A 25,416-nucleotide genomic window follows, 5' to 3' on the forward strand; every position below is an offset into this window, starting at 1 on the left:
GAGTACGGGAATGGACATCAATATCCTTAAAGTAAATAAGACTATTCCTGGCTATTATTGATAAATGCTTTTAAACCCGCCCATTAATTAACTCACCTGCTGAAATTCACAATAATTAAGCAATATTGACAGAGCGTTTTTGCATTATTTTGTTACATGCAGAGATGAATTGCCGATTTAACAAACACTTTTCTTTGCTTTTGCGCAAACCTGCTGGCATCAAGCGCCACACAGACGCAACAGGGACTGTTAACCGGGGAAGATATGTCCTAAAATGCCGCTCGCGTCGCAAACTGACACTTTATATTTGCTGTGGAAAATAGTTAGTCATTTTAAAACGGTGATGACCATGAGGGATTTTTTCTTACAGCTATTCATAACGTTAATTTGCTTCGCACGTTGGACGTAAAATAAACAACGCTGATATTAGCCGTAAACATCGGGTTTTTTACCTCGGTATGCCTTGTGACTGGCTTGACAAGCTTTTCCTCCGCTCCGTAAACTCCTTTCAGTGGGAAATTGTGGGGCAAAGTGGGAATAAGGGGTGAGGCTGGCATGTTCCGGGGAGCAACGTTAGTCAATCTCGACAGCAAAGGGCGCTTATCAGTGCCTACCCGTTATCGGGAACAGCTGCTTGAGAACGCTGCCGGTCAAATGGTTTGCACCATTGACATTCATCACCCGTGCCTGCTGCTTTACCCCCTGCCTGAATGGGAAATTATCGAGCAAAAATTATCGCGTCTGTCGAGCATGAACCCGGTTGAGCGCCGTGTGCAGCGCCTTCTGTTAGGTCATGCCAGCGAATGTCAGATGGATGGCGCCGGTCGATTGTTAATCGCGCCAGTACTGCGGCAACATGCCGGTCTGACAAAAGAAGTGATGCTGGTTGGACAGTTCAACAAGTTTGAGCTGTGGGATGAAACAACCTGGCATCAACAGGTCAAGGAAGATATCGACGCAGAGCAGTTGGCTACTGGAGACTTATCGGAGCGACTGCAGGACTTGTCTCTATAAAATGATGGAAAACTATAAACATACTACGGTGCTGCTGGATGAAGCCGTTAATGGCCTCAATATCCGTCCTGATGGCATCTACATTGATGGGACTTTTGGTCGCGGTGGTCACTCACGTCTGATCCTCTCGCAGCTTGGCGAAGAGGGGCGTTTGCTGGCGATCGATCGCGACCCGCAGGCTATCGCCGTTGCGAAGACTATTGATGATCCGCGCTTCTCCATCATCCACGGACCTTTCTCCGCGCTGGGCGAATACGTTGCCGAGCGCGATCTTATCGGCAAGATCGACGGCATTCTCCTCGATCTTGGCGTCTCTTCACCGCAACTTGATGATGCTGAACGCGGCTTTTCCTTTATGCGCGATGGTCCGCTGGACATGCGTATGGACCCAACCCGTGGGCAGTCAGCCGCTGAATGGCTACAAACCGCAGAAGAAGCCGATATCGCCTGGGTATTGAAAACCTATGGTGAAGAGCGTTTTGCCAAACGCATTGCCCGCGCCATTGTCGAGCGAAACCGCGAACAGCCGATGACCCGCACCAAAGAACTGGCGGAAGTCGTGGCTGCCGCAACGCCGGTGAAAGATAAGTTTAAACATCCCGCGACCCGTACCTTCCAGGCGGTGCGCATTTGGGTAAACAGTGAACTGGAGGAGATAGAGCAGGCGCTAAAAAGCTCGCTCAACGTGCTGGCCCCGGGGGGGCGGCTCTCGATCATCAGCTTCCACTCGCTGGAAGACCGCATTGTGAAACGCTTTATGCGTGAAAACAGCCGTGGTCCGCAAGTTCCGGCAGGGTTACCGATGACTGAAGAGCAACTCAAAAAACTGGGTGGCCGTCAGCTGCGAGCACTAGGCAAGTTAATGCCGGGCGAAGAAGAGGTGGCTGAGAACCCTCGTGCCCGTAGTTCAGTTCTGCGTATTGCAGAGAGGACGAACGCATGATCAGCAGAGTGACAGAAGCTCTAAGCAAAGTTAAAGGATCGATGGGAAGCCACGAGCGCCATGCATTGCCTGGTGTTATCGGTGACGATCTTTTGCGATTTGGGAAGCTGCCACTCTGCCTGTTCATTTGCATTATTTTGACGGCGGTGACCGTGGTAACCACGGCGCACCATACCCGTTTACTGACCGCTCAGCGCGAACAACTGGTGCTGGAGCGAGATGCTTTAGACATTGAATGGCGCAACCTGATCCTTGAAGAGAATGCGCTCGGCGACCATAGCCGGGTGGAAAGGATCGCCACGGAAAAGCTGCAAATGCAGCATGTTGATCCGTCACAAGAAAATATCGTAGTGCAAAAATAAGGATAAACGCGACGCATGAAAGCAGCGGCGAAAACGCAGAAACCAAAACGTCAGGAAGAACATGCCAACTTTATCAGTTGGCGTTTTGCGTTGTTATGCGGCTGTATTCTCCTGGCGCTGGCTTTTCTGCTCGGACGCGTAGCGTGGTTACAAGTTATCTCCCCGGATATGCTGGTAAAAGAGGGCGACATGCGTTCTCTTCGCGTTCAGCAAGTTTCCACCTCCCGCGGCATGATTACCGACCGTTCTGGTCGCCCGTTAGCAGTGAGTGTGCCAGTAAAAGCGATCTGGGCCGACCCGAAAGAAGTGCATGAAGCTGGCGGCATCAGCGTCGGTGACCGCTGGAAGGCGCTGGCTAACGCGCTCAATATTCCGCTGGATCAACTTTCCGCCCGCATTAATGCCAACCCGAAAGGGCGCTTTATCTATCTGGCGCGTCAGGTTAACCCTGACATGGCTGAGTACATCAAAAAACTGAAGCTGCCGGGGATTCATCTACGTGAAGAATCTCGCCGTTACTATCCGTCTGGCGAAGTGACCGCTCACCTCATCGGCTTTACTAACGTCGATAGTCAGGGGATTGAGGGCGTCGAGAAGAGTTTCGATAAATGGCTTACCGGGCAGCCTGGCGAGCGCATTGTGCGTAAAGACCGCTATGGTCGCGTAATTGAAGATATCTCTTCCACCGACAGTCAGGCGGCACACAACCTGGCGCTGAGTATTGATGAACGCCTGCAGGCGCTGGTTTATCGCGAACTGAATAACGCGGTGGCCTTTAACAAGGCTGAATCTGGTAGTGCCGTGCTGGTGGATGTCAACACCGGTGAAGTGCTGGCGATGGCTAACAGCCCGTCATACAACCCAAACAATCTGAGTGGCACGCCGAAAGAGGCGATGCGTAACCGTACCATCACCGACGTGTTTGAACCTGGCTCAACGGTCAAACCGATGGTGGTGATGACCGCGTTGCAACGTGGCGTGGTGCGAGAAAACTCGGTACTGAATACCGTTCCTTATCGAATTAACGGCCACGAAATCAAAGACGTGGCACGCTACAGCGAATTAACCCTGACCGGGGTATTACAGAAGTCGAGTAACGTCGGTGTTTCCAAACTGGCGTTAGCGATGCCGTCCTCAGCGTTAGTAGATACTTACTCACGTTTTGGACTGGGAAAAGCGACCAATTTGGGGTTGGTCGGAGAACGCAGTGGCTTATATCCTCAAAAACAACGGTGGTCTGACATAGAGAGGGCCACCTTCTCTTTCGGCTATGGGCTAATGGTAACACCGTTACAGTTAGCGCGAGTCTACGCAACTATCGGCAGCTATGGCATTTATCGCCCGCTGTCGATTACCAAAGTTGATCCCCCGGTTCCCGGTGAACGTGTCTTCCCGGAGTCCATTGTTCGCACCGTGGTGCATATGATGGAAAGCGTGGCGCTACCGGGCGGTGGCGGCGTGAAGGCGGCGATTAAAGGCTATCGTATCGCCATTAAAACCGGTACCGCGAAAAAGGTCGGGCCGGACGGTCGCTACATCAATAAATATATTGCTTATACCGCAGGCGTTGCGCCTGCGAGTCAGCCGCGCTTCGCGCTGGTTGTTGTTATCAACGATCCGCAGGCGGGTAAATACTACGGCGGCGCCGTTTCCGCGCCGGTCTTTGGTGCCATCATGGGCGGCGTATTGCGTACCATGAACATCGAGCCGGATGCGCTGACAACGGGCGATAAAAATGAATTTGTGATTAATCAAGGCGAGGGGACAGGTGGCAGATCGTAATTTGCGCGACCTTCTTGCTCCGTGGGTGCCAGACGCACCTTCGCGAGCACTGCGAGAGATGACACTCGACAGCCGTGTGGCTGCGGCGGGCGATCTCTTTGTAGCTGTAGTAGGTCATCAGGCGGACGGGCGTCGATATATCCCGCAGGCGATAGCGCAAGGTGTGGCTGCCATTATTGCAGAGGCGAAAGATGAGGCGACCGACGGTGAAATCCGTGAAATGCACGGCGTACCAGTCATCTATCTCAGCCAGCTCAACGAGCGTTTATCTGCACTGGCGGGCCGCTTTTACCATGAACCCTCTGACAATTTACGTCTTGTAGGCGTAACGGGCACCAACGGCAAAACCACGACTACCCAGCTGCTGGCGCAGTGGAGCCAACTGCTTGGCGAAACCAGCGCGGTAATGGGCACCGTTGGTAACGGCCTGCTGGGAAAAGTGATCCCGACAGAAAATACCACCGGTTCGGCAGTCGATGTTCAGCATGAGCTGGCGGGGCTGGTGGATCAGGGCGCGACTTTTTGCGCAATGGAAGTTTCCTCCCACGGACTGGTACAGCACCGTGTGGCGGCATTGAAATTTGCGGCGTCGGTCTTTACCAACTTAAGCCGCGATCACCTTGATTATCATGGTGATATGGAACACTACGAAGCCGCGAAATGGCTGCTTTATTCTGAGCATCATTGCGGTCAGGCGATTATTAACGCCGACGATGAAGTGGGCCGCCGCTGGCTGGCAAAACTGCCGGACGCGGTTGCGGTATCAATGGAAGATCATATCAATCCGAACTGTCACGGACGCTGGTTGAAAGCGACTGAAGTGAACTATCACGACAGCGGTGCGACTATTCGCTTTAGCTCAAGCTGGGGTGATGGCGAAATTGAAAGCCATCTGATGGGCGCTTTTAACGTCAGCAACCTGCTGCTCGCGCTGGCGACGCTGCTGGCACTTGGCTACCCGCTGGCTGATCTGTTAAAAACCGCCGCGCGTCTGCAACCGGTTTGCGGACGTATGGAAGTGTTCACTGCACCGGGCAAACCGACGGTGGTGGTGGATTACGCGCATACGCCGGATGCATTGGAAAAAGCCTTGCAGGCTGCACGTCTTCACTGTGCAGGCAAGCTGTGGTGCGTCTTTGGCTGTGGTGGCGATCGCGATAAAGGTAAGCGTCCACTGATGGGAGCAATTGCTGAAGAGTTTGCTGACGTGGCGGTGGTAACGGACGATAACCCGCGTACCGAAGAACCGCGCGCTATCATCAACGATATTCTGGCGGGAATGCTGGACGCCGGACATGCCAAAGTGATGGAAGGCCGCGCTGAAGCGGTGACTTGCGCTGTTATGCAGGCTAAAGAGAATGATGTGGTGCTGATCGCGGGCAAAGGCCATGAGGATTATCAGATTGTTGGCAACCAGCGTCTGGACTACTCCGATCGCGTCACGGTAGCGCGTCTACTGGGGGTGATTGCATGATTAGCGTAACCCTTAGCCAACTTACCGATATTCTCAACGGTGAACTAAAAGGGGCAGATATTACCCTTGATGCTGTAACCACTGACACCCGTAAATTGACGCCGGGTTGCCTGTTTGTTGCCCTGAAAGGCGAACGTTTCGATGCCCATGATTTTGCTGACCAGGCGAAAGCTGGCGGTGCGGGTGCACTGCTGGTTAGCCGTCCGCTGGATATCGATCTGCCGCAGTTAATCGTCAAGGATACGCGTCTGGCGTTTGGTGAACTGGCTGCATGGGTTCGCCAGCAAGTTCCGGCGCGCGTGGTTGCTCTGACCGGTTCCTCCGGCAAAACCTCCGTTAAAGAGATGACGGCAGCGATTTTAAGCCAGTGTGGCAACACGCTTTATACGGCAGGCAATCTCAACAACGATATCGGTGTACCGATGACGCTGTTGCGCTTAACGCCAGAGTACGATTACGCAGTAATTGAACTTGGCGCGAACCATCAGGGCGAAATTGCCTGGACTGTGAGTCTGACTCGCCCGGAAGCGGCGCTGGTCAACAACCTGGCAGCGGCGCATCTGGAAGGTTTTGGCTCGCTTGCGGGTGTCGCGAAAGCGAAAGGTGAAATCTTTAGCGGCCTGCCGGAAAACGGTATCGCCATTATGAATGCCGACAACAACGACTGGCTGAACTGGCAGAGTGTGATTGGCTCACGCAAAGTGTGGCGCTTCTCACCGAATGCTAACAACAGCGATTTCACCGCCACCAATATCCACGTGACCTCGCACGGTACGGAATTTACGCTGCAAACCCCAACGGGTAGCGTCGATGTTCTGCTGCCGTTGCCGGGGCGTCACAATATTGCGAATGCGCTGGCAGCCGCTGCGCTCTCCATGTCCGTGGGCGCAACGCTTGATGCTATTAAAGCGGGGCTGGCAAATCTGAAAGCTGTTCCTGGCCGTCTGTTCCCCATTCAACTGGCGGAAAATCAGTTGCTGCTCGACGACTCCTACAACGCTAACGTCGGCTCCATGACCGCCGCTGTTCAGGTACTGGCTGAAATGCCGGGCTACCGTGTGCTGGTGGTGGGCGATATGGCGGAACTGGGCGCTGAAAGCGAGGCCTGCCATGTACAGGTGGGCGAAGCGGCGAAGGCGGCGGGTATTGACCGCGTGTTAAGTGTGGGTAAACAAAGCCATGCTATCAGCACCGCCAGCGGCGTTGGCGAACATTTTTCCGATAAAACTGCGCTTATCACACGTCTTAAATCACTGATTGCTGAGCAACAGGTAATTACGATTTTAGTTAAGGGTTCACGTAGTGCTGCCATGGAAGAGGTAGTACGCGCTTTACAGGAGAATGGGACATGTTAGTTTGGCTGGCCGAACATTTGGTCAAATATTATTCCGGCTTTAACGTCTTTTCCTATCTGACGTTTCGCGCCATCGTCAGCCTGCTGACTGCGCTGTTCATCTCATTGTGGATGGGCCCGCGCATGATTGCTCATTTACAAAAACTCTCCTTTGGTCAGGTGGTGCGTAACGACGGTCCTGAATCACACTTCAGCAAGCGCGGTACGCCGACCATGGGCGGGATTATGATCCTGACGGCGATTGTGATCTCCGTGCTGCTGTGGGCTTATCCATCCAATCCGTACGTCTGGTGCGTACTGGTGGTGCTGGTAGGTTACGGCATCATTGGCTTTGTTGATGACTATCGCAAAGTGGTGCGTAAAGACACCAAAGGGTTGATCGCTCGTTGGAAGTATTTCTGGATGTCGGTCATTGCGCTGGGTGTTGCCTTCGCGCTGTACCTTGCCGGCAAAGACACGCCCGCAACGCAGCTGGTGGTTCCGTTCTTTAAAGATGTGATGCCGCAACTGGGGCTGTTCTACATTCTGCTGGCTTACTTCGTCATTGTGGGTACTGGCAACGCGGTAAACCTGACCGATGGTCTTGATGGCCTGGCGATTATGCCGACTGTATTCGTCGCCGGTGGTTTTGCGCTGGTGGCATGGGCAACCGGCAACATGAACTTTGCCAGCTATTTACACATACCGTATCTACGACACGCCGGGGAACTGGTCATTGTCTGTACCGCGATAGTCGGGGCAGGGCTGGGCTTCCTGTGGTTTAACACCTATCCGGCGCAGGTCTTTATGGGCGATGTCGGTTCGCTGGCGTTAGGTGGTGCGTTAGGCATTATCGCCGTACTGCTGCGTCAGGAATTCCTGCTGGTGATTATGGGGGGCGTGTTCGTGGTAGAAACACTTTCCGTCATCCTGCAGGTCGGCTCCTTTAAACTGCGCGGACAACGTATTTTCCGCATGGCACCGATTCATCACCACTATGAACTGAAAGGCTGGCCGGAACCGCGCGTCATTGTACGTTTCTGGATTATTTCGCTGATGCTGGTCCTGATTGGTCTGGCAACGCTGAAGGTACGTTAATCATGGCTGATTACCAGGGTAAAAATGTCGTCATTATCGGCCTGGGCCTCACCGGGCTTTCTTGCGTGGACTTTTTCCTCGCTCGCGGTGTGACGCCGCGCGTTATGGATACGCGTATGACACCGCCTGGCCTGGATAAATTACCCGAAGCCGTAGAACGCCACACGGGCGGTCTGAATGATGAATGGCTGATGGCGGCCGATCTGATTGTCGCCAGTCCCGGTATTGCACTGGCGCATCCATCCTTAAGCGCTGCCGCTGATGCCGGAATCGAAATCGTTGGCGATATCGAGCTATTCTGCCGCGAAGCACAAGCACCGATTGTGGCGATCACCGGTTCTAACGGCAAAAGCACGGTCACCACGCTAGTGGGTGAAATGGCGAAAGCGGCGGGGGTTAACGTTGGTGTGGGTGGCAATATTGGCCTGCCTGCGTTGATGCTGCTGGATGATGAGTGCGAACTGTACGTGCTCGAGCTGTCGAGCTTCCAGCTTGAAACCACCTCCAGCTTACAGGCGGTAGCAGCGACCATTCTGAACGTGACTGAAGATCATATGGATCGCTATCCATTTGGTTTACAGCAGTATCGTGCGGCAAAACTGCGCATTTATGAAAATGCGAAAGTTTGCGTGGTTAATGCTGATGATGCCTTAACAATGCCGATTCGTGGTGCGGATGAACGCTGCGTTAGCTTTGGTATCAATATGGGCGACTATCACCTGAATCATCAGCAGGGTGAAACCTGGCTGCGGGTGAAAGGCGAGAAAGTGTTGAACGTGAAAGAGATGAAACTTTCCGGTCAGCATAACTACACCAATGCGCTGGCGGCACTGGCGCTGGCAGACGCAGCTGGTTTGCCACGCGCCAGTAGCCTGAAAGCGTTAACTACGTTCACTGGTTTGCCGCATCGCTTTGAAGTGGTGCTGGAACATAACGGTGTGCGCTGGATTAACGACTCGAAAGCGACCAATGTCGGCAGTACGGAAGCGGCGCTCAATGGCCTGCACGTAGATGGCACGCTGCATTTGTTGCTGGGCGGCGATGGTAAATCGGCGGACTTTAGTCCGCTGGCACGTTACCTGAATGGCGATAACGTACGTTTGTATTGTTTCGGTCGTGACGGCGCACAGCTGGCGGCACTGCGCCCGGAAGTGGCAGAACAAACCGAAACCATGGAACAGGCGATGCGCTTGCTGGCTCCGCGTGTTCAACCAGGAGATATGGTTCTGCTCTCCCCGGCCTGTGCCAGCCTTGATCAATTCAAGAACTTTGAACAACGAGGCAATGAGTTTGCCCGTCTGGCGAAGGAGTTAGGTTGATGCGTTTATCTCTCCCTCGCCTGAAAATGCCGCGCCTGCCAGGATTCAGTATTCTGGTCTGGATCTCCACGGCGCTAAAGGGCTGGGTGATGGGCTCGCGGGAAAAAGATACCGACAGCCTGATCATGTACGATCGCACCTTACTGTGGCTGACCTTCGGCCTCGCGGCGATCGGCTTTATCATGGTGACGTCCGCATCAATGCCTATCGGACAACGCTTGACTAACGATCCCTTTTTCTTCGCTAAGCGTGATGGCGTCTACCTGATCCTGGCGTTCATTCTGGCGATCATTACGCTGCGTCTGCCGATGGAGTTCTGGCAACGTTACAGCGCTACGATGCTACTCGGTTCAATCATCCTGTTGATGATCGTTCTGGTAGTGGGTAGCTCTGTTAAAGGGGCATCGCGTTGGATCGATCTCGGCTTGCTGCGTATCCAGCCTGCGGAGCTGACAAAACTGTCGCTGTTTTGCTATATCGCCAACTATCTGGTGCGTAAAGGCGACGAAGTGCGTAATAACCTGCGCGGCTTCTTGAAACCGATGGGCGTGATTTTGGTGTTGGCAGTGTTACTGCTGGCACAGCCAGACCTTGGTACGGTGGTGGTGCTGTTTGTGACCACGCTGGCGATGTTGTTCCTGGCGGGGGCGAAATTGTGGCAGTTCATTGCCATTATCGGCATGGGGATTTCAGCGGTTGTGTTACTGATCCTCGCCGAACCGTACCGTATCCGCCGTGTTACCGCATTCTGGAATCCGTGGGAAGATCCCTTTGGCAGCGGCTATCAGTTAACGCAATCGCTGATGGCGTTTGGTCGCGGCGAACTGTGGGGGCAAGGTTTAGGTAACTCGGTTCAAAAACTGGAGTATCTGCCGGAAGCACACACTGACTTTATTTTCGCCATTATCGGCGAAGAACTGGGGTATGTCGGTGTGGTGCTGGCACTTTTAATGGTATTCTTCGTCGCTTTTCGTGCGATGTCGATTGGCCGTAAAGCATTAGAAATTCACCATCGTTTTTCCGGTTTTCTCGCCTGTTCCATTGGCATCTGGTTTAGTTTCCAGGCGCTGGTTAACGTAGGCGCGGCAGCGGGGATGTTACCGACCAAAGGTCTGACATTGCCGCTGATCAGTTACGGTGGTTCGAGCTTACTGATTATGTCGACAGCCATCATGATGCTGTTGCGTATTGATTATGAAACGCGTCTGGAGAAAGCGCAGGCGTTTGTACGAGGTTCACGATGAGTGGTCAAGGAAAGCGATTAATGGTGATGGCCGGCGGAACCGGTGGACATGTGTTCCCGGGACTGGCGGTTGCGCACCATCTAATGGCTCAGGGTTGGCAAGTTCGCTGGCTGGGGACTGCCGACCGTATGGAAGCGGACTTAGTGCCAAAACATGGCATCGAAATTGATTTCATTCGTATCTCTGGTCTGCGTGGTAAAGGTATAAAAGCACTGTTAGCTGCACCTCTGCGTATTTTTAACGCCTGGCGTCAGGCACGGGCGATTATGAAAGCGTTCAAACCTGATGTGGTGCTCGGTATGGGCGGCTACGTATCAGGTCCAGGTGGACTGGCAGCGTGGTCGTTAGGCATTCCGGTTGTACTTCATGAACAAAACGGTATTGCGGGCTTAACCAATAAATGGCTGGCGAAGATTGCCACCAAAGTGATGCAGGCGTTTCCAGGCGCTTTCCCTAATGCGGAAGTGGTGGGTAACCCGGTGCGTACCGATGTGCTGGCGTTGCCACTGCCGCAGCAACGTTTGGCTGGTCGTGAAGGTCCGGTTCGTGTGTTGGTAGTGGGGGGGTCCCAGGGCGCACGCATTCTTAACCAGACAATGCCGCAGGTTGCTGCGAAACTGGGTGATTCAGTCACTATCTGGCATCAGAGCGGCAAAGGTTCGCAACAATCCGTTGAACAGGCGTATGCGGAAGCGGGGCAACCGCAGCATAAAGTGACGGAATTTATTGATGATATGGCGGCGGCGTATGCGTGGGCAGATGTCGTTGTTTGCCGCTCCGGTGCGTTAACGGTGAGTGAAATTGCCGCAGCGGGGCTACCGGCATTGTTTGTGCCGTTTCAACATAAAGACCGCCAGCAATACTGGAATGCGCTACCGCTGGAAAAAGCGGGCGCAGCCAAAATTATCGAGCAGCCACAGCTTACTGTGGATGCTGTCGCCAACACCCTGGCCGGGTGGTCGCGAGAAACCTTATTAACCATGGCAGAACGCGCCCGTGCTGCATCCATTCCGGATGCCACCGAGCGAGTGGCAAATGAAGTGAGCCGGGCTGCCCGGGCGTAATTGTAGCGATGCCTTTTGCATCGTATGAATGTAAGAAGTTAATGGCGTAAAGAATGAATACACAACAATTGGCAAAACTGCGTTCCATCGTGCCCGAAATGCGTCGCGTTCGGCACATACATTTTGTCGGCATCGGTGGTGCCGGTATGGGCGGTATTGCCGAAGTTCTGGCCAATGAAGGTTATCAGATCAGTGGTTCCGATTTAGCGCCAAATCCGGTCACGCAACAGTTAATGAATCTGGGAGCGACGATTTATTTCAACCATCGCCCGGAAAACGTACGTGATGCCAGTGTGGTCGTTGTTTCCAGCGCGATTTCTGCCGATAACCCGGAAATTGTCGCAGCTCATGAAGCGCGTATTCCGGTGATCCGTCGTGCCGAAATGCTGGCTGAGTTAATGCGTTTTCGTCATGGCATCGCCATTGCCGGAACGCACGGCAAAACGACAACCACCGCGATGGTTTCCAGCATCTACGCAGAAGCGGGGCTCGACCCAACCTTCGTTAACGGCGGGCTGGTAAAAGCGGCGGGTGTTCATGCGCGTTTGGGGCATGGTCGATACCTGATTGCCGAAGCGGATGAGAGCGATGCATCGTTCCTCCATTTGCAACCGATGGTGGCGATTGTCACCAATATCGAAGCCGACCACATGGATACCTACCAGGGCGACTTTGAGAATTTAAAACAGACCTTTATTAATTTTCTGCACAACCTGCCGTTTTACGGTCGTGCGGTGATGTGTGTAGATGATCCGGTGATCCGCGAATTGTTACCGCGTGTGGGGCGTCAGACCACGACTTACGGATTCAGCGAAGATGCCGACGTGCGTGTAGAAGATTATCAGCAGATTGGTCCGCAGGGGCACTTTACGCTGCTGCGCCAGGACAAAGAGCCGATGCGCGTTACCCTGAATGCGCCAGGCCGTCATAACGCGCTGAATGCCGCAGCTGCGGTCGCTGTTGCCACGGAAGAGGGGATTGACGACGAGGCTATTTTGCGTGCGCTGGAGAGTTTCCAGGGGACAGGCCGTCGTTTTGATTTCCTCGGTGAATTCCCGCTGGAGCCAGTGAATGGTAAAAGCGGTACGGCAATGCTGGTTGATGACTACGGTCACCATCCGACCGAAGTGGATGCCACCATTAAAGCGGCGCGTGCTGGCTGGCCGGATAAAAACCTGGTAATGCTGTTTCAGCCGCACCGTTTTACCCGTACGCGCGACCTGTATGATGATTTCGCCAATGTGCTGACGCAGGTTGATACCCTGTTGATGCTGGAAGTGTATCCGGCTGGCGAAGCGCCAATTCCGGGAGCGGACAGCCGTTCGCTGTGTCGCACAATTCGTGGACGTGGGAAAATTGATCCCATTCTGGTGCCGGACCCGGCGCAGGTAGCCGAGATGCTGGCACCGGTATTAACCGGTAACGACCTGATTCTCGTTCAGGGGGCCGGTAATATCGGAAAAATTGCTCGTTCTTTAGCTGAAATCAAACTGAAGCCGCAAACTCCGGAGGAAGAACAACATGACTGATAAAATCGCGGTCCTGTTGGGCGGGACCTCCGCTGAGCGGGAAGTTTCTCTGAATTCTGGTGCAGCGGTGTTAGCCGGGCTGCGTGAAGGCGGTATTGACGCGTATCCTGTCGACCCGAAAGAAGTCGACGTGACGCAACTGAAGTCGATGGGCTTTCAGAAAGTGTTTATCGCGCTACATGGTCGCGGCGGTGAAGATGGCACGCTGCAGGGTATGCTCGAGCTGATGGGCTTGCCTTATACCGGCAGCGGAGTGATGGCATCTGCGCTTTCAATGGATAAACTACGCAGCAAATTGCTTTGGCAGGGCGCTGGTTTACCGGTAGCGCCGTGGGTAGCATTAACCCGCGCAGAGTTTGAAAAAGGCCTGAGCGATAAGCAGTTAGCAGAAATTTCTGCCTTAGGTTTGCCGGTTATCGTTAAGCCGAGTCGCGAAGGTTCCAGCGTGGGAATGTCAAAAGTAGTAGCAGAAAATGCTCTACAAGATGCATTAAGATTGGCATTTCAGCACGATGAAGAAGTATTGATTGAAAAATGGCTAAGTGGGCCGGAGTTCACGGTTGCGATACTTGGTGAAGAAATTTTACCGTCAATACGTATTCAACCGGCCGGAACCTTCTATGATTATGAGGCGAAGTATCTCTCTGATGAGACACAGTATTTCTGCCCCGCAGGGCTGGATGCGTCACAAGAGGCCAATTTGCAGGCATTAGTGCTGAAAGCATGGACGACGTTAGGTTGCAAAGGATGGGGACGTATTGACGTTATGCTGGACAGCGATGGACAGTTTTATCTGCTGGAAGCCAATACCTCACCGGGTATGACCAGTCACAGCCTGGTGCCAATGGCGGCACGTCAGGCAGGTATGAGCTTCTCGCAGTTGGTAGTACGAATTCTGGAACTGGCGGACTAATATGTCGCAGGCTGCTCTGAACACGCGAAACAGCGAAGAAGAGGTTTCTTCTCGCCGCAATAATGGAACGCGTCTGGCGGGGATCCTTTTCCTGCTGACCGTTTTAACGACAGTGTTGGTGAGCGGCTGGGTCGTGTTGGGCTGGATGGAAGATGCGCAACGCCTGCCGCTCTCAAAGCTGGTGTTGACCGGTGAACGCCATTACACGCGTAATGACGATATCCGACAGTCGATCCTGGCATTGGGTGAGCCAGGTACCTTTATGACCCAGGATGTCAACATCATCCAGACGCAAATAGAACAACGCCTGCCGTGGATTAAGCAGGTGAGCGTCAGAAAGCAGTGGCCTGATGAATTGAAGATTCATCTGGTTGAATATGTGCCGATTGCGCGGTGGAATGATCAACATATGGTAGACGCGGAAGGAAACACTTTCAGCGTGCCGCCAGATCGCACCAGCAAGCAGGTGCTTCCAATGCTGTATGGCCCGGAAGGCAGCGCCAATGAAGTGTTGCAGGGCTATCGCGAAATGGGGCAGATGCTGGCAAAGGACAGATTTACTCTGAAGGAAGCGGCGATGACCGCGCGGCGTTCCTGGCAGTTGACGCTGAATAACGATATTAAGCTCAATCTTGGCCGGGGCGATACGATGAAACGTTTGGCTCGCTTTGTAGAACTTTATCCGGTTTTACAGCAGCAGGCGCAAACCGATGGCAAACGGATTAGCTACGTTGATTTGCGTTATGACTCTGGAGCGGCAGTAGGCTGGGCGCCTTTGCCGCCAGAGGAATCTACTCAGCAACAAAATCAGGCACAGGCAGAACAACAATGATCAAGGCGACGGACAGAAAACTGGTAGTAGGACTGGAGATTGGTACCGCGAAGGTTGCCGCTTTAGTAGGGGAAGTTCTGCCCGACGGTATGGTCAATATCATTGGCGTGGGCAGCTGCCCGTCGCGTGGTATGGATAAAGGCGGGGTAAACGACCTCGAATCCGTGGTCAAGTGCGTACAACGCGCCATTGACCAGGCAGAATTGATGGCAGATTGTCAGATCTCTTCGGTATATCTGGCGCTTTCTGGTAAGCACATCAGCTGCCAGAATGAAATTGGTATGGTGCCTATTTCTGAAGAAGAAGTGACGCAAGAAGATGTGGAAAACGTCGTCCATACCGCGAAATCAGTGCGTGTGCGCGATGAGCATCGTGTGCTGCATGTGATCCCGCAAGAGTATGCGATTGACTATCAGGAAGGGATCAAGAATCCGGTAGGACTTTCGGGCGTGCGGATGCAGGCAAAAGTGCATCTGATCACATGTCACAACGATATGGCGAAAAACATCGTCAAAGCGGTTGAACGTTGTGGGCTGAAAGTTGACCAACTGATATTTGCCGGACTGGCATCAAGTTATTCGGTATTGACGGAAGATGAACGTGAACTGGGTGTCTGCGTCGTCGATATCGGTGGTGGTACAATGGATATCGCCGTTTATACCGGTGGGGCATTGCGCCACACTAAGGTAATTCCTTATGCTGGCAATGTCGTGACCAGTGATATCGCTTACGCCTTTGGCACGCCGCCAAGCGACGCCGAAGCGATTAAAGTTCGCCACGGTTGTGCGCTGGGTTCCATCGTTGGAAAAGATGAGAGCGTGGAAGTGCCGAGCGTAGGCGGTCGTCCACCGCGGAGTCTGCAACGTCAGACCCTGGCAGAGGTGATCGAGCCGCGCTATACCGAGCTGCTCAACCTGGTCAACGAAGAGATATTGCAGTTGCAGGAAAAGCTTCGCCAACAAGGGGTTAAACATCACCTGGCGGCAGGCATTGTTTTAACTGGTGGCGCAGCGCAGATCGAAGGTCTTGCAGCCTGTGCTCAGCGCGTGTTTCATACGCAAGTGCGTATCGGCGCGCCGCTGAACATTACCGGTTTAACGGATTATGCTCAGGAGCCGTATTATTCGACGGCGGTGGGATTGCTTCACTATGGGAAAGAGTCACATCTTAACGGTGAAGCTGAAGTAGAAAAACGTGTTACAGCATCAGTTGGCTCGTGGATCAAGCGACTCAATAGTTGGCTGCGAAAAGAGTTTTAATTTTTATGAGGCCGACGATGATTACGGCCTCAGGCGACAGGCACAAATCGGAGAGAAACTATGTTTGAACCAATGGAACTTACCAATGACGCGGTGATTAAAGTCATCGGCGTCGGCGGCGGCGGCGGTAATGCTGTTGAACACATGGTGCGCGAGCGCATTGAAGGTGTTGAATTCTTCGCGGTAAATACCGATGCACAAGCGCTGCGTAAAACAGCGGTTGGACAGACGATTCAAATCGGTAGCGGTATCACCAAAGGACTGGGAGCTGGCGCAAATCCAGAAGTTGGCCGTAATGCGGCTGATGAGGATCGCGATGCACTGCGTGCGGCGCTGGAAGGTGCAGACATGGTCTTTATTGCTGCGGGTATGGGTGGTGGTACCGGTACAGGTGCAGCACCAGTTGTCGCTGAAGTGGCAAAAGATTTGGGGATCCTGACCGTTGCTGTCGTGACTAAGCCTTTCAACTTTGAAGGCAAGAAGCGTATGGCATTCGCTGAGCAGGGGATCACTGAACTGTCCAAGCATGTGGACTCTCTGATCACTATCCCTAACGACAAACTGCTGAAAGTCTTGGGCCGCGGTATCTCCCTGCTGGATGCATTTGGCGCAGCGAACGATGTACTGAAAGGTGCTGTGCAAGGTATCGCTGAACTGATTACTCGTCCAGGCCTGATGAACGTGGACTTTGCAGACGTACGTACCGTAATGTCTGAAATGGGCTACGCAATGATGGGTTCTGGTGTGGCGAGCGGCGAAGACCGTGCGGAAGAAGCTGCTGAAATGGCTATCTCCTCTCCGCTGCTGGAAGATATCGATCTGTCTGGCGCGCGCGGCGTGCTGGTTAACATCACGGCGGGCTTCGACCTGCGTCTGGATGAGTTCGAAACGGTAGGTAACACCATCCGTGCATTTGCATCCGACAACGCAACTGTGGTTATCGGTACTTCTCTTGACCCGGATATGAATGACGAGCTGCGCGTAACCGTTGTTGCGACAGGTATCGGTATGGACAAACGTCCTGAAATCACCCTGGTGACCAATAAGCAGGTTCAGCAGCCAGTGATGGATCGCTACCAGCAGCACGGGATGGCACCGCTGACTCAGGAGCAGAAACCGGTTGCTAAAGTCGTGAATGACAACGCACCGCAAACTGCGAAAGAGCCGGATTATCTGGATATCCCAGCATTCCTGCGTAAGCAAGCTGATTAAGAATTGACTGGAATTTGGGTTTCGAGGCTCTTTGTGCTAAACTGGCCCGCCGAATGTATAGTACACTTCGGTTGGATAGGTAATTTGGCGAGATAATACGATGATCAAACAAAGGACACTTAAACGTATCGTTCAGGCGACGGGTGTCGGTTTACATACCGGCAAGAAAGTCACCCTGACGTTACGCCCTGCGCCGGCCAACACCGGGGTCATCTATCGTCGCACCGACTTGAATCCACCGGTAGATTTCCCGGCCGATGCCAAATCTGTGCGTGATACCATGCTCTGTACGTGTCTGGTCAACGAGCATGATGTACGGATTTCAACCGTAGAGCACCTCAATGCTGCTCTCGCGGGCCTGGGCATCGATAACATTGTTATCGAAGTTAACGCGCCGGAAATCCCGATCATGGACGGCAGCGCCGCTCCGTTTGTATACCTGCTGCTTGACGCCGGTATCGACGAGTTGAACTGCGCCAAGAAATTTGTTCGCATCAAAGAGACTGTTCGTGTCGAAGATGGCGATAAGTGGGCTGAATTTAAGCCGTACAATGGTTTTTCGCTGGATTTCACCATCGATTTTAACCATCCGGCTATTGATTCCAGCAACCAGCGCTATGCGATGAACTTCTCCGCTGATGCGTTTATGCGCCAGATCAGCCGTGCGCGTACGTTCGGTTTCATGCGTGATATCGAATATCTGCAGTCCCGTGGTTTGTGCCTGGGCGGCAGCTTCGATTGTGCCATCGTTGTTGACGATTATCGCGTACTGAACGAAGACGGCCTGCGTTTTGAAGACGAATTTGTGCGTCACAAAATGCTCGATGCGATCGGTGACTTGTTCATGTGTGGTCATAATATTATTGGTGCATTTACCGCTTATAAATCTGGTCATGCACTGAATAACAAACTGCTGCAGGCTGTCCTTGCAAAACAGGAAGCCTGGGAATATGTGACCTTCCAGGACGACGCAGAACTGCCGTTGGCCTTCAAAGCGCCTTCAGCCGTACTGGCATAACGACATTTATACTGTCGTATAAAATTCGACTGGCAAATCTGGCACTCTCTCCGGCCAGGTGAACCAGTCGTTTTTTTTTGAATTTTATAAGAACGATAAAAAACGGTGCGAACGCTGTTTTCTTAAGCACTTTTACGCACAACTTATCTTCATTCGTGCTGTGGACTTCAGGCTTTAATGATAAGATTTGTGCGCTAAATACGTTTGAATACGATCGGGATGGCAATAACGTGAGTGGAATACTGACGCGCTGGCGACAGTTTGGTAAACGCTACTTCTGGCCGCATCTCTTATTAGGGATGGTCGCGGCGAGTTTAGGTTTGCCTGCGCTCAGCAACGCCGCCGAACCAAACGCGCCCGCAAAAGCGACAACCCGCAACCACGAGCCTTCAGCCAAAGTTAACTTTGGTCAATTGGCCTTGCTGGAAGCGAACACGCGCCGCCCGAATTCGAACTATTCCGTTGATTACTGGCATCAACATGCCATTCGCACGGTAATCCGTCATCTTTCCTTCGCAATGGCACCGCAAACGCTGCCCGTTGCTGAAGAATCTTTGCCTCTTCAGGCGCAACATCTTGCATTACTGGATACGCTCAGCGCGCTGTTGACCCAGGAAGGCACGCCGTCTGAAAAGGGTTATCGCATTGATTATGCGCATTTTACCCCGCAAGCAAAATTCAGCACGCCCGTCTGGATAAGCCAGGCGCAAGGCATCCGTGCTGGCCCTCAACGCCTCAGCTAACAACAATAAACCTTTACTTCATTTTATTGACTCCGCAACGCGGGGCGTTTGAGATTTTATTATGCTAATCAAATTATTAACTAAAGTTTTCGGTAGTCGTAACGATCGCACCCTGCGCCGGATGCGCAAAGTCGTCAACATCATCAATGCCATGGAACCGGAGATGGAAAAACTCTCCGACGAAGAACTGAAAGGGAAAACCGCAGAGTTTCGTGCACGTCTGGAAAAAGGCGAAGTGCTGGAAAATCTGATCCCAGAAGCTTTCGCTGTGGTGCGTGAGGCAAGTAAGCGCGTCTTTGGTATGCGTCACTTCGACGTTCAGTTACTCGGCGGTATGGTTCTTAACGAACGCTGCATCGCGGAAATGCGTACCGGTGAAGGTAAAACCCTGACCGCAACGCTGCCTGCTTACCTGAACGCATTAACCGGTAAGGGCGTACACGTTGTTACCGTCAACGACTACCTGGCGCAACGTGACGCCGAAAACAACCGTCCGCTGTTTGAATTCCTTGGCCTGACTGTCGGTATCAACCTGCCGGGCATGCCAGCACCGGCGAAGCGTGAAGCTTACGCAGCTGACATCACTTACGGTACGAACAACGAATACGGCTTTGACTACCTGCGCGATAACATGGCGTTCAGCCCTGAAGAACGTGTACAGCGTAAACTGCACTATGCGCTGGTGGACGAAGTGGACTCCATCCTGATCGATGAAGCGCGTACACCGCTGATCATTTCCGGCCCGGCAGAAGACAGCTCGGAAATGTATAAACGCGTGAATAAAATTATTCCGCACCTGATCCGTCAGGAAAAAGAAGACTCCGAAACCTTCCAGGGCGAAGGCCACTTCTCGGTGGACGAAAAATCTCGCCAGGTGAACCTGACCGAACGTGGTCTGGTGCTGATTGAAGAACTGCTGGTGAAAGAAGGCATCATGGATGAAGGGGAGTCTCTGTACTCTCCGGCCAACATCATGCTGATGCACCACGTAACGGCGGCGCTGCGCGCTCATGCGCTGTTTACCCGAGACGTCGACTACATCGTTAAAGATGGTGAAGTTATCATCGTTGACGAACACACCGGTCGTACCATGCAGGGACGTCGTTGGTCCGATGGCCTGCATCAGGCAGTGGAAGCGAAAGAAGGTGTACAGATCCAGAACGAAAACCAGACGCTGGCGTCGATCACCTTCCAGAACTACTTCCGTCTGTATGAAAAACTGGCGGGGATGACCGGTACTGCTGATACCGAAGCTTTCGAATTCAGCTCCATCTATAAGCTGGATACCGTCGTTGTTCCGACCAACCGTCCAATGATTCGTAAAGATCTGCCGGACCTGGTCTACATGACTGAAGCGGAAAAAATTCAGGCGATCATTGAAGATATCAAAGAACGTACTGCGAAAGGCCAGCCGGTGCTGGTGGGTACTATCTCCATCGAAAAATCGGAATTGGTGTCAAACGAGCTGACCAAAGCCGGTATCAAACACAACGTTCTGAACGCCAAATTCCACGCTAACGAAGCAGCGATTGTTGCACAAGCGGGTTATCCCGCGGCGGTGACTATCGCGACTAACATGGCGGGTCGTGGTACAGATATTGTGCTCGGTGGTAGCTGGCAGGCAGAAGTTGCCGCGCTGGAAAATCCGACCGCAGAGCAAATTGAAAAAATCAAAGCCGACTGGCAGGTGCGTCACGATGCGGTACTGGCTGCAGGTGGTCTGCATATCATCGGTACAGAACGTCACGAATCTCGTCGTATCGATAACCAGCTACGCGGTCGTTCTGGGCGCCAGGGGGATGCCGGTTCTTCCCGTTTCTACCTGTCGATGGAAGATGCGCTGATGCGTATTTTTGCTTCTGACCGTGTTTCCGGCATGATGCGTAAACTGGGTATGAAACCAGGCGAAGCCATCGAGCACCCGTGGGTGACCAAAGCGATTGCCAACGCTCAGCGTAAAGTTGAAAGCCGTAACTTCGATATTCGTAAGCAACTGCTGGAATATGATGACGTGGCTAACGATCAGCGTCGCGCCATTTACTCCCAGCGTAATGAACTGCTGGATGTCAGCGATGTGAGCGATACCATCAACAGCATTCGTGAAGATGTGTTCAAAGCGACCATCGATGCCTACATTCCGCCGCAGTCGCTGGAAGAAATGTGGGATATTCCGGGGCTGCAGGAACGTCTGAAGAACGATTTCGACCTCGATTTGCCGATTGCCGAGTGGCTGGACAAAGAGCCAGAACTGCATGAAGAGACGCTGCGTGAGCGTATTCTGGCGCAGTCCATCGAAGTGTATCAGCGTAAAGAAGAAGTGGTTGGCGCTGAGATGATGCGTCACTTCGAGAAAGGCGTCATGCTGCAAACGCTTGACTCCCTGTGGAAAGAGCACCTGGCGGCGATGGATTATCTGCGTCAAGGTATCCACCTGCGTGGCTATGCACAGAAAGATCCGAAGCAGGAATACAAACGTGAATCGTTCTCCATGTTTGCAGCGATGCTGGAGTCGTTGAAATATGAAGTTATCAGCACGCTGAGCAAAGTTCAGGTACGTATGCCTGAAGAGGTTGAGGAGCTGGAACAACAGCGTCGTATGGAAGCCGAGCGTTTAGCGCAAATGCAGCAGCTTAGCCATCAGGATGACGACTCTGCAGCCGCAGCTGCACTGGCGGCACAAACTGGTGAACGCAAAGTTGGACGTAATGATCCTTGCCCGTGCGGTTCTGGTAAAAAATACAAGCAGTGCCACGGTCGCCTGCAATAAAAGCTAACAGTTGAAGTAAAAGGCGCAGGATTCTGCGCCTTTTTTATAGGTTTAAGACAATGAAAAAGCTGCAAATTGCGGTAGGTATTATTCGCAACGAGAACAATGAAATCTTTATAACCCGTCGCGCCGCAGATGCGCACATGGCGAATAAACTGGAGTTTCCTGGCGGTAAAATTGAAATGGGCGAAACGCCGGAACAGGCGGTGGTGCGTGAACTTCAGGAAGAAGTCGGGATTACCCCACAACATTTTTCGCTATTTGAAAAACTGGAATATGAATTCCCGGACAGGCATATAACTCTGTGGTTCTGGCTGGTCGAAAGCTGGGAAGGGGAGCCGTGGGGTAAAGAAGGGCAACCCGGTGAGTGGATGTCGCTGGTTGGTCTGAATGCCGATGATTTTCCGCCAGCCAATGAACCGGTAATTGCGAAGCTTAAGTGTCTGTAGATCGGTTAAGGCATCCAACATTTACACTGGATGCCCGATGCGACGCTGGCGCGTCTTATCAGGCCTACAATTTTTTAACACGTTGATATAAAAGATCTTGCAGGTCGGATAAGGCGTTCCCGCCGCATCCGACATTTGCACACGATGCCTGATGCGACGCTGCCCGCGTCTTATCAGGCCAGCGTCGCATCAGATAAAATGTCACTGCTTTGGCTCTTCGCTCCAGTCATCGCTTTCGGAAAGATCGCCACTGCTGGGGATTCGTTTTTCTTCAGCAGCCCATTCTCCGAGGTCGATCAGCTGACAACGTTTGGAACAAAATGGCCGAAACGGGCTGATTTCACCCCACACCACCGTTTTCCCGCAGGTTGGGCAATTCACCGTAATAGTTTCTGACATTTTTACTCCTTAGCAACAGGCCAGTTCGAAATCCAGACGTTCCGGTACCTGTCCGTTTTCACTGTCCAGCGGCATAAAACGAATGGCAAAACGGCTCTTATGACCGGAAATTTGCGGATAAAGCTGTGAATCGAGCGACAGATTCAGGCGCAGCAAGTCGGCATCGCCACCGTTATCCTGATAAAAACCATTCAGGCTGGTTTGTTTACGGAAGGGGGCCGACTGGCGAATTAAATCCAGCACCATGGTAAGTGCCTGGTTGAGCGGGTTCAGGCTGGCAATCCAGGTTTCTACCTGGCTGTCGCGCTGCGCCTGGGGTAGATGCAGCCAAATGTGCAATGTAGGTAAATCAAAGCTACAACAGCCGCCTGGGATGCTCAGTCGCTGACGCACCAGAGCAATCAAACGATCTTCACGCAGAAATTGCCCGATACGCGGCGCGGAAATTAATACGCTCCCCGCCGCTTTTAACTGCTGAATTAATGCTTCAATACGGCTCTGGTCCACGCCAGGCACGCCAATCCAGGTCTGGAGTTTACGTTGCTGCCGGTCAAGTTCTTTCAACAGCTCAGTACGGACTTCGCCGCGCTCGAAAACATCCAGTAATTCACTGACATTACGGAAGAAATGCAGCGCGCCAGCGTGGTCAACGATGGGTAGATTAACGGTGAGTTGCTGAATCAAAAACTCAATGCGCAGCCATGTACGCATTTTTTCATTTAGTGGATGTTCAAAAAGGACCTGGGTCTGCATTACGGTTTTTCCTGTGAGACAAACTGCGACGCAAGCTGCAAATAGTGTGCGTGCAGGCGGGCAACATCCGATGCGATAGCATCCGGTGCGCCGTTATTATCAATGACGTCATCTGCCACGGCAAGGCGGGCTTCGCGCGTTGCCTGAGCAGCAAGAATTTGTTCAACATGCTCGCGAGTGACATCATCGCGCTGCATGGTGCGTTTAAGTTGCGTTTCTGGGCTGACATCCACCACCAGCACTCGATTCGCTTTTTTATACAATGAGTTTTCTACCAGCAATGGCACAACCCAAAGTACATAGGGGGAAGATGCTTGCTGGATCTGGTGTTGCGTCTCTTGCTGAATCAGCGGATGCAGCAGGGCGTTAAGCCAGTTTTTCTCTTCCGGGTTGGCGAAAATCCGCTCGCGCAAGGCCCGGCGCTGCAATGTTCCATCAGCAGCAATCATGTTAGCGCCAAAGTGATCAGCAATTGCATGTAGCGCAGGTGCACCTGGTTCAACCACCTGATGCGCAATAATATCGGCATCAATGACGTTAATTCCGAGATCAGCAAACGCATTGGCAACGGTACTCTTGCCACTGCCAATGCCTCCCGTTAAGGCAACTATATACCTCATAATTTATATTCCCGGGAATTCATCATGATTATCAAAACGTTAAAAATGAGCGCACGAAAGCGAAATTGATGAAACGTTCGCTCACTATTTACCAGGTAAATTTATGGGATTGTAGCGTAAAAAAAGACAATTTCGCAGTCTTGCGCCGCATTGATTAGTGCGTATGATAGCGTCACTGGAGTTGCGCTCTTACCCTTATAGCCATTAACCCCAGGAATCCGCACATGCGTATTGAAGAAGATCTGAAGTTAGGTTTTAAAGACGTTCTCATCCGCCCTAAACGCTCCACTCTTAAAAGCCGTTCCGATGTTGAACTGGAACGTCAATTCACCTTCAAACATTCAGGTCAGAGCTGGTCCGGCGTGCCGATTATCGCCGCAAATATGGACACCGTAGGCACATTTTCTATGGCCTCTGCGCTGGCTTCTTTTGATATTCTGACTGCTGTGCATAAACACTATTCTGTCGAAGAGTGGCAAGCGTTTATCAACAATTCTTCCGCTGATGTGCTGAAACATGTGATGGTTTCTACCGGTACGTCTGATGCGGACTTCGAAAAAACTAAACAGATTCTCGACCTGAACCCGGCATTAAACTTCGTTTGTATTGACGTGGCGAATGGTTATTCCGAACACTTCGTGCAGTTCGTTGCGAAAGCGCGTGAAGCGTGGCCGACCAAAACCATTTGTGCTGGCAACGTCGTGACAGGTGAAATGTGTGAGGAGCTTATCCTCTCCGGTGCTGATATCGTTAAAGTTGGCATTGGCCCAGGTTCTGTTTGTACAACTCGCGTCAAAACAGGCGTCGGTTATCCGCAACTTTCTGCGGTGATCGAATGTGCCGATGCTGCGCATGGTCTGGGCGGAATGATCGTCAGCGACGGTGGCTGCACCACGCCGGGCGATGTCGCGAAAGCCTTTGGCGGCGGTGCCGATTTCGTCATGCTTGGCGGCATGCTGGCGGGCCACGAAGAGAGCGGTGGTCGCATCGTTGAGGAGAACGGCGAGAAATTTATGCTGTTCTACGGCATGAGCTCCGAGTCTGCGATGAAACGTCACGTTGGCGGCGTTGCGGAATATCGCGCAGCAGAAGGTAAAACCGTTAAGCTGCCGCTGCGAGGCCCGGTTGAAAATACCGCGCGTGATATTTTGGGCGGCCTGCGTTCAGCTTGTACATACGTTGGGGCTTCACGCCTGAAAGAGCTGACCAAGCGCACCACATTTATCCGTGTACAGGAACAAGAAAACCGCATCTTCAACAATCTGTAATCTCCCAATGCTGGCGTGGAG

General features: G+C 52.6%; 24 protein-coding genes. 21 read left to right on the forward strand and 3 right to left on the reverse strand.

The features are described 5' to 3' along the window. Positions 1-555: 555 nt before the first annotated feature. The 19 genes from mraZ to mutT all read left to right on the forward strand — a co-directional run bounded on the left by mraZ (position 556) and on the right by mutT (position 22,355). Entirely contained in the window at positions 556-1,014 is a 459-nt protein-coding gene (gene mraZ / locus QUE74_RS00440) for a division/cell wall cluster transcriptional repressor MraZ (RefSeq protein WP_001295770.1), read from the forward strand. A gap of 1 nt (position 1,015) precedes the next feature. After that, the gene (rsmH, locus tag QUE74_RS00445; RefSeq protein WP_000970479.1) at positions 1,016-1,957 is read left to right on the forward strand and encodes a 16S rRNA (cytosine(1402)-N(4))-methyltransferase RsmH; all 942 of its coding nucleotides are present in this window, start codon (positions 1,016-1,018) and stop codon (positions 1,955-1,957) included. After that, complete coding sequence (gene ftsL, locus QUE74_RS00450) at positions 1,954-2,319, forward strand: cell division protein FtsL (RefSeq protein WP_000625658.1); 366 nt, start codon at positions 1,954-1,956, stop codon at positions 2,317-2,319. Before rsmH ends, ftsL begins: the two co-directional genes overlap by 4 nt. A gap of 15 nt (positions 2,320-2,334) precedes the next feature. After that, positions 2,335-4,101 carry a peptidoglycan glycosyltransferase FtsI gene (ftsI, locus tag QUE74_RS00455; RefSeq protein ID WP_000642222.1) on the forward strand — a complete coding sequence of 589 codons (1,767 nt, stop codon included), beginning with the start codon at positions 2,335-2,337 and terminating at the stop codon, positions 4,099-4,101. Then, positions 4,088-5,575 carry a UDP-N-acetylmuramoyl-L-alanyl-D-glutamate--2,6-diaminopimelate ligase gene (gene murE / locus QUE74_RS00460; RefSeq protein ID WP_000785123.1) on the forward strand — a complete coding sequence of 496 codons (1,488 nt, stop codon included), beginning with the start codon at positions 4,088-4,090 and terminating at the stop codon, positions 5,573-5,575. The genes ftsI and murE overlap by 14 nt, the downstream gene beginning before the upstream one ends. Next, a complete protein-coding gene (gene murF, locus QUE74_RS00465) occupies positions 5,572-6,930 on the forward strand; it encodes a UDP-N-acetylmuramoyl-tripeptide--D-alanyl-D-alanine ligase (RefSeq protein ID WP_000626660.1) in 1,359 nt (452 codons plus the stop codon). Before murE ends, murF begins: the two co-directional genes overlap by 4 nt. Beyond that, positions 6,924-8,006 carry a phospho-N-acetylmuramoyl-pentapeptide-transferase gene (mraY, locus tag QUE74_RS00470; protein ID WP_000964122.1) on the forward strand — a complete coding sequence of 361 codons (1,083 nt, stop codon included), beginning with the start codon at positions 6,924-6,926 and terminating at the stop codon, positions 8,004-8,006. The genes murF and mraY overlap by 7 nt, the downstream gene beginning before the upstream one ends. A gap of 2 nt (positions 8,007-8,008) precedes the next feature. Next, positions 8,009-9,325, forward strand: coding sequence for a UDP-N-acetylmuramoyl-L-alanine--D-glutamate ligase (murD, locus tag QUE74_RS00475; RefSeq protein WP_000796457.1), 1,317 nt, complete (start codon positions 8,009-8,011; stop codon positions 9,323-9,325). Next, complete coding sequence (gene ftsW, locus QUE74_RS00480; protein WP_001355212.1) at positions 9,325-10,569, forward strand: cell division protein FtsW; 1,245 nt, start codon at positions 9,325-9,327, stop codon at positions 10,567-10,569. Before murD ends, ftsW begins: the two co-directional genes overlap by 1 nt. Beyond that, positions 10,566-11,633 (forward strand): undecaprenyldiphospho-muramoylpentapeptide beta-N-acetylglucosaminyltransferase, encoded by a 1,068-nt coding sequence (murG, locus tag QUE74_RS00485; protein WP_000016571.1) that lies wholly within the window; start codon positions 10,566-10,568, stop codon positions 11,631-11,633. Before ftsW ends, murG begins: the two co-directional genes overlap by 4 nt. A gap of 53 nt (positions 11,634-11,686) precedes the next feature. Next, positions 11,687-13,162, forward strand: coding sequence for a UDP-N-acetylmuramate--L-alanine ligase (murC, locus tag QUE74_RS00490; RefSeq protein WP_001096048.1), 1,476 nt, complete (start codon positions 11,687-11,689; stop codon positions 13,160-13,162). Further along, the gene (ddlB, locus tag QUE74_RS00495) at positions 13,155-14,075 is read left to right on the forward strand and encodes a D-alanine--D-alanine ligase (protein ID WP_000130049.1); all 921 of its coding nucleotides are present in this window, start codon (positions 13,155-13,157) and stop codon (positions 14,073-14,075) included. The genes murC and ddlB overlap by 8 nt, the downstream gene beginning before the upstream one ends. A gap of 1 nt (position 14,076) precedes the next feature. After that, a complete protein-coding gene (gene ftsQ, locus QUE74_RS00500; protein ID WP_000075744.1) occupies positions 14,077-14,907 on the forward strand; it encodes a cell division protein FtsQ in 831 nt (276 codons plus the stop codon). Next, positions 14,904-16,166: a cell division protein FtsA gene (gene ftsA, locus QUE74_RS00505; RefSeq protein ID WP_000588474.1), complete on the forward strand. Its 1,263-nt coding sequence runs from the start codon at positions 14,904-14,906 to the stop codon at positions 16,164-16,166. Before ftsQ ends, ftsA begins: the two co-directional genes overlap by 4 nt. Positions 16,167-16,226: 60 nt before the next feature. After that, positions 16,227-17,378 (forward strand): cell division protein FtsZ, encoded by a 1,152-nt coding sequence (gene ftsZ / locus QUE74_RS00510; RefSeq protein WP_000462776.1) that lies wholly within the window; start codon positions 16,227-16,229, stop codon positions 17,376-17,378. A gap of 100 nt (positions 17,379-17,478) precedes the next feature. Then, positions 17,479-18,396, forward strand: a complete 918-nt coding sequence (gene lpxC / locus QUE74_RS00515; protein WP_000595482.1) for a UDP-3-O-acyl-N-acetylglucosamine deacetylase — start codon at positions 17,479-17,481, stop codon at positions 18,394-18,396. A gap of 230 nt (positions 18,397-18,626) precedes the next feature. Then, entirely contained in the window at positions 18,627-19,139 is a 513-nt protein-coding gene (gene secM / locus QUE74_RS00520) for a secA translation cis-regulator SecM (protein WP_000014320.1), read from the forward strand. A 61-nt stretch (positions 19,140-19,200) separates the two neighbouring features. Beyond that, entirely contained in the window at positions 19,201-21,906 is a 2,706-nt protein-coding gene (secA, locus tag QUE74_RS00525) for a preprotein translocase subunit SecA (protein WP_000905777.1), read from the forward strand. A 59-nt stretch (positions 21,907-21,965) separates the two neighbouring features. Then, a complete protein-coding gene (mutT, locus tag QUE74_RS00530) occupies positions 21,966-22,355 on the forward strand; it encodes an 8-oxo-dGTP diphosphatase MutT (RefSeq protein WP_000736012.1) in 390 nt (129 codons plus the stop codon). A 201-nt stretch (positions 22,356-22,556) separates the two neighbouring features. Here mutT and yacG read toward each other — a convergent pair whose 3' ends face one another. From yacG to coaE, 3 genes are read right to left on the reverse strand one after another with little or no spacing between them, the layout of a single operon-like run. After that, positions 22,557-22,754, reverse strand: a complete 198-nt coding sequence (gene yacG, locus QUE74_RS00535; RefSeq protein ID WP_000005042.1) for a DNA gyrase inhibitor YacG — start codon at positions 22,752-22,754, stop codon at positions 22,557-22,559. Between the two features lie 9 nt (positions 22,755-22,763). Beyond that, complete coding sequence (gene zapD / locus QUE74_RS00540; protein WP_001194729.1) at positions 22,764-23,507, reverse strand: cell division protein ZapD; 744 nt, start codon at positions 23,505-23,507, stop codon at positions 22,764-22,766. Next, positions 23,507-24,127 carry a dephospho-CoA kinase gene (gene coaE / locus QUE74_RS00545; protein WP_001269503.1) on the reverse strand — a complete coding sequence of 207 codons (621 nt, stop codon included), beginning with the start codon at positions 24,125-24,127 and terminating at the stop codon, positions 23,507-23,509. The genes zapD and coaE overlap by 1 nt, the downstream gene beginning before the upstream one ends. 24 nt (positions 24,128-24,151) lie before the next feature. Between coaE and QUE74_RS00550 the strand changes: the two genes are divergently transcribed. Beyond that, positions 24,152-24,196, forward strand: a complete 45-nt coding sequence (locus QUE74_RS00550) for a protein YacM (protein WP_120795372.1) — start codon at positions 24,152-24,154, stop codon at positions 24,194-24,196. Positions 24,197-24,351: 155 nt separating this feature from the next. Then, positions 24,352-25,395, forward strand: coding sequence for a GMP reductase (gene guaC / locus QUE74_RS00555; RefSeq protein ID WP_001217338.1), 1,044 nt, complete (start codon positions 24,352-24,354; stop codon positions 25,393-25,395). Positions 25,396-25,416: the final 21 nt, after the last annotated feature.

It is taken from the genome of Escherichia sp. 10290, from assembly GCF_030295155.1.
Classification (GTDB): Bacteria; Pseudomonadota; Gammaproteobacteria; order Enterobacterales; family Enterobacteriaceae; genus Escherichia; species Escherichia coli_F.